This window comes from Butyrivibrio sp., from assembly GCF_017940685.1.
Classification (GTDB): domain Bacteria; phylum Bacillota; class Clostridia; order Lachnospirales; family Lachnospiraceae; genus Butyrivibrio.
Window position 1 is genome coordinate 1 of the sequence record NZ_JAGAYD010000203.1, and the last position, 4,856, is coordinate 4,856.

At 45.3% G+C, this 4,856-nt stretch carries 4 protein-coding genes and 2 pseudogenes; all 6 read right to left on the reverse strand.

Annotation, left to right across the window (positions count from 1 at the left end; genetic code table 11):
- A pseudogene (locus J6I68_RS12560) lies at positions 1–489 on the reverse strand (hypothetical protein); the annotation flags it as partial.
- A gap of 158 nt (positions 490–647) precedes the next feature.
- Positions 648–1,268, reverse strand: coding sequence for a flavodoxin family protein (locus J6I68_RS12565; RefSeq protein WP_292220795.1), 621 nt, complete (start codon positions 1,266–1,268; stop codon positions 648–650).
- 190 nt (positions 1,269–1,458) lie between these two features.
- Positions 1,459–1,935: a GNAT family N-acetyltransferase gene (locus tag J6I68_RS12570; protein ID WP_292220796.1), complete on the reverse strand. Its 477-nt coding sequence runs from the start codon at positions 1,933–1,935 to the stop codon at positions 1,459–1,461.
- Between the two features lie 12 nt (positions 1,936–1,947).
- Positions 1,948–2,118, reverse strand: a complete 171-nt coding sequence (locus J6I68_RS12575) for a chorismate--pyruvate lyase (protein ID WP_292220798.1) — start codon at positions 2,116–2,118, stop codon at positions 1,948–1,950.
- 1 nt (position 2,119) lies between these two features.
- Positions 2,120–3,604, reverse strand: coding sequence for a methyl-accepting chemotaxis protein (locus tag J6I68_RS12580; protein WP_292220799.1), 1,485 nt, complete (start codon positions 3,602–3,604; stop codon positions 2,120–2,122).
- A gap of 114 nt (positions 3,605–3,718) precedes the next feature.
- A pseudogene (locus tag J6I68_RS12585) lies at positions 3,719–4,720 on the reverse strand (MATE family efflux transporter); the annotation flags it as partial.
- Positions 4,721–4,856: the final 136 nt, after the last annotated feature.

The window sequence follows — 4,856 nt, forward strand, 5'->3', positions numbered from 1 at the left end:
AATTTCGGGGTTCCATCCGTCAAACAAAACCTCGTCGTTGATAAACCAGCCTCTGAACCTGACTTTGAAAGGCTCGGATCTGTAAGAATAGTCCTCCGGAACCACATGCTCTTTTTCCCTTATAAGCTCCTGCTCATTCCAAAACCAAAATTCGTTGACCCCAAGGAAGGTCTTGCTTATGTGATAAAGACCGTAGATAGGGCCCAGGTCATCGGATGCAGAAACAGTCAGCTGCTGAGAACTTGTGGAGCCGCAGGTCGTGGCTGACGCGTCGCTACTGGTAACACTGACCTCAAAGCACTCTGACTGGATTTCCTCTTTGGCCACTTTTTGCAGCAAAATATCGCCAAAGCCTTCATTGCTCTGACCATTTTCTTCGCACCTGATACATGTATTTTTGATATCCCTCATAACCGCATTAGCTGCAATCTGAACGCATTCAGACATTTCAAAATCCGCTATTATCCTGCTGCAATATCCAATCTTCATACTGTGATCCACTCCTTTGAATTCATCTTACAGCAAAAAGAGATGGCGACTCCACTTAGTTCTACGCCATCTCTCCGCACTTTCAACCAACAAGACATGGGGACGGTTCTAGTGACTTATTGCACACAATAAGTCACTAGAACCGTCCCCGTGTCTTGTCAGCCGTCTATGAAGTGAGTCCACTGATGCTCTTCGGTTTTAGGAAGGCCAAACTTTTCTTTTCCAAGGGCGATGCTTTTCATGAGGAAGGACATGTTCCGGGCCAGAACTCTCATGGTCTGGAGGCCCTCAAGGTCTTTGCGTGCCTCTCCTGCGCTTCTTCCGTGAACGCTGTTCCAGTACTGGCTGGAAGCAACTGGCATGTTGCTGATGGTGAAGTACTTGTTGAGTACATCAAAGGAAGCTGAACATCCTCCGCGTCTTGCAACAGCAACGCTGGCGCCAACCTTCATTGTCTTGTCAAAGCTTGTGCTGTAAAAGAGTCTGTCAAGGCATGCAATGAGAGTTGCATTGGGTGATGCGTAGTACACAGGAGATGCGACTACAAGGCCGTCTGCCTCTTCAAACTTAGGTGCGATCTCATTAACTGCGTCGTCAAAAACGCACTTTCCTTTTTCAGCACAGCTTCCGCAGGCGATACAGCCTCTGATGTCCTTATTGCCAATCTGAACAACTTCAGTTTCAACGCCTTCCTCTTCAAACACTTTGACCATCTCATCTACTGCTATGCTTGTATTGCCGCCAAGTCTTGGACTTCCATTTAATATCAAAACCTTCATACGTCCTGCAAACCTCCATAACCTAATATATTGCTTACAGTTTATCACATTCTTGTGACTTTATTCCTACCGGTATTTTTAGATGATCCGATTGTGTTGGCATACATGGCTATAAAATGTGACAAGACACGGGGACGGTTCTACTGTCTCATTGCGTGCAATGAGACAGTAGAACCGTCCCCGTGTCTTATCACAAGTCTTTCAAAAAGAACCTGTTCATTGCGCTGTGTACTACCGCCTCTGGCTTGGGAATCTCCCCGTAGCCGCTCTTTTCATAGATGTGGATGGCGGCCTCAAGATTGTTGTGAGTCTCGAGATAGGAGTGCTTAAATCCTGCTTCTCTCATTTTCTCTTCGACGAGTGAAATCAGCTTGTAGCCAAGGCCTGAGCCTTTGGCGGAATCGTCGAGATAGAGCTTTTGGAGCTCCGCGGTATCTTCCATAAAATCAAACCTGGCAAAGCCAATTCCTCCAATGACTTTGCCAGCCTGATCTTCAATGACAAAATATCTTTTATCCCCAGTCCCGTAATAGTCGCTTAGATGGTCCAGACCATCGTCAAAGTACACAGTCCCGGGGATATCAAGTTTATATTTTTTAAGATTATCTCTTATAAGCTTCGCAACAGCAGCATCGTCGCCTGCAGTCATTTCTCTGTAGTCTATCATGATGCTCTCCTGTCACAGTATCGAATACTGCATCAGCTCATACTTAAGCCTGGTTCCTTCAGCGATTCCCTCTGGTAAAAGAGCTCTCGCAACCAGTTTAATATCCTCTGACTCAATATCCGTTCTCTTTAAGTTAGCGTAGTCGCCGTCAATGCTTACAACTTCGTAATACCAGGTTTCCATATTATTCTCTTCCAGCCTTTAACTTTTCAGCATCATCGTTAAGATCCTGCACCAGCAGATTTATCTTTTCCACGATTCCCTGATTCTGTCTGCTTGCTTCATAGGTTCCGGTTGCGTGGGCTGTGACCTCCTGGGTAACTGCAGAAGCAGTCTGGATGCTGTTTACGATTCCCTCGTTTGCAGCAGCAAGCTTTCCAACAATGCTGTCAAGGTCAGCTGTATGAGCCTTAATGATCTCCACAGTTTCTGAAATCTGTGCAAAACTCTCAGCTGTATCTGCAGCGCACTTGCTCTCTTCTTCACCGGCAACTAAAAGCTTCTCTATTGTCTCGACCATGTTGCTTACCTGGTCCACTACTCCGCCGATAAGCTTGGTGATGTTCTCTGTGGCATCAGTGGTCTGTCCAGCCAGGTTTGAAATCTCAGATGCAACAACCGCAAAGCCTTTTCCAGCTTCACCAGCACGTGCTGCTTCGATTGATGCATTAAGTGCCAGGAGCCTTGTCTGTGATGCGATGTTGGTGATGATATCCGTAATGGAGTTCATCTCTTCCGTAGTCTTCTGGAATGTATCAAGGGCCTGCTTTACATCTTTTCCGGCAGAATCTACTTCCTTGGTAAGGCTGGTCATTCTGCTGATGTTGTTCTGTCCGTTTTCCACAGCCTCTGCTGCAACGCCGACGTTCTTGGTGATCACTTCTGAAGAGCTCTCCACATTTCCGATATGGCTTGAGATCTCATTGGTCTGCTTGAGCTGATCCTGGGCAGCGTTGGCGGACTCGTTAGTTCCCTGGGTAACCTGTTCCATGGAATCAATGGTAGAGCCAATGGAATCCTTGAGGGTCTGCATCTCAGTTGCAAGGTCTGAAGCAGTGCCAGTCACCTTGTCGGACACATCAAGAATGCTTTGAAGAAGGGAATTTGTATTATCATTGATCTTTTGAAATCTCTCTGCGCGGCGCAGTTGGAATGTATGATTGGTCTTACTTACAAGGAAAAGATATATCGTTATCATCACCATGACAAGACCCTGGATCTCAGCTGTGGCGGAATTTTCGATAATGCCGCTTCGAAGCTCCAGCACAATGGACACGATGTTTACGATAACTACTCCAACTCCAATGATGGTAGTGTATCTGACGTCATCATAAAGTGAAATGATGATGAGCATCGGAATAACGTAAGTAAAAACAAGCAGGTTCGAGGTGGTCATGAGCACGAAGGTGTACATGATGGCATATCCCACACCCACAATGTGCTTGACCAGCGACGTGTCATTTTGTTTAGCATAGGAAGCCCATCCCAATACGTTTGGTATCACGTTCAGGATGATAACGATGGCAACATACCCTACGCTTCGGGTATGCTTAGCTATCTCCAAAAGATAAGCCAGCGAAATGATGGAGCACAGCGCAGTCATGGCCTGTAAAGCTCTTTTGTTTGCAAGGGCAAGTTCATAATCAAAAGCAGAATTGTTGTCGTTCATGATGGAAACTCCTTTGTCGTTTTTTAGATAAAAAAAGTACATCAAGACCTACAATCATTTAAACATACTTTCCCCCGTCTTTGCAATTTAATTGTTTTTTCTCTCCTTAGTTCCTTATGAAACCTGCATCTCTCTCAGGCATGCTGTCATAGGCTCTGCTGCAGGTTCTTTAGATACTTTTTCGTTAAGCTCCTTCAATGTCATAGCCGACATGATCACTACTGCAATAAGTGTTCCAACATCTGCAATGGGCGCAGAATACAATGCCCCCTCTACACCGAAGAATATGGGAAGGACTATTGCAAGGGGAACACTAAGGACAAATTCCCTAAGGAGTGAAAGCCCCATTGCCATAGCAGGCTTGCCAAGTGCTTGCAGGAAAACACTGATCGACTTCTGGATGCATGTAAGAATTATCATGGACAGGAATATCCTGAATGCTTTTACAGCAAACTCGTTGTATAGTCCGTCTTCACTTCCGAATATTGCTGTTATCTGAAGAGGAAATGCCTCAAAGAGGATAAGTGCGACAGCACCTACTATTGCCTCTGCTTTTACTATGGTGATAAAAAGCTCTTTTACCCTCTTATACTCTCCTGCCCCATAGTTATATCCAATGATCGGCTGTGATCCTGCTGCTATTCCAATGCATACTGAGATCACTATCTGGAACACTTTCATGACTATTCCCACAACTGTAAGAGGAATATCTGCACCATATTTGCTTCTTGCACCATAAGTGACAAGAACATTGTTCATTACGCCCATGATGACCACAATGGAAATCTGTGTTAGAAAGCTGCTGATTCCCAAGGGAATAAATTTTGATATTATGCTTCTGTCAGGGATGAAGCTCTTTTTATTCAGCTTCACAGTCTTTGCTCTGGTAAGATATACAAGACCACAGACTGCAGTCACTATCTGACCTGTTATCGTTGCAAGAGCAGTTCCCATCATTCCCCAGCCAAGAACAAATATTGCAATTGGGTCCAGGACCACATTAAGAAGACAACCAATGATCGTTGTGCTCATTGCGAACTTAGGACTGCCGTCCGCTCTGATGATTGAATTAAGGCCGTTTCCCACAACAAAGAAAGGAATTCCAATTATTATGAACTACCCTCACCGACTCCACGTCGGAAAGGGTTTCTGTTATGCCGCATGGCGGCATGAACCTGTAGGATGCTCTATGCATCCTGCAGAACAGGGCATGTCCACTATGCCTCTATCCCATTGGCTTACCTTTGGGAAT